This is a genomic window from Bacillus manliponensis, from assembly GCF_000712595.1.
Taxonomy (GTDB): domain Bacteria; phylum Bacillota; class Bacilli; order Bacillales; family Bacillaceae_G; genus Bacillus_A; species Bacillus_A manliponensis.
Map to the genome: position 1 here is coordinate 1 of NZ_JOTN01000081.1, position 519 is coordinate 519.

1 protein-coding gene is annotated in these 519 nt (G+C 25.8%); it reads right to left on the bottom strand.

Going from position 1 to position 519, the window contains the following annotated elements:
- Positions 1-350, bottom strand: a 350-nt coding sequence (locus BAMA_RS23310; RefSeq protein WP_034644445.1) for a S8 family serine peptidase, incomplete at its 3' end; no start/stop codon positions are given.
- Positions 351-519 lie beyond the last annotated feature (169 nt).

The window sequence follows — 519 nt, forward strand, 5'->3', positions numbered from 1 at the left end:
CGATCTAATACTTTGACAGCATATATATTTGCTTTAGGAGCAATTCCACTCTTTTGAGAAGCTACAATGCTTGTAATATAAGTACCATGCCCATTCAAATCTTGATATTCTTCAGTCTCTTTAATAAATGTAACCCCTTTTTTTACTTTTAGATCTTTATTGTTCAGGTCTATGCCTGTATCAAGTATGGCTATAGAAATTCCTTTTCCATCTAGATTGTAATTCTTTTGAAGATTATAAACATCTTTAAATTGGATATTCTTATATTCCTTTTCAGCAAATGTCATGCTAGGAGACATTATTGAAAACATAAAAAAAGTTATAATAGTAATTTTTTTAAGGTTTTTCATAAAAAAACTTCCTTTCTTATAAATTGATAATCTTACAATATTCTATTATCTATCTAATAAAAAATAAAGATTTTTAAATTTAGTTATGTTATAATCGAAACCTATGTTAATATTTTGAAGGGAGTAGAGATGATGAAAAAGTTAATAGCTTTAATTACTACTGTTATGC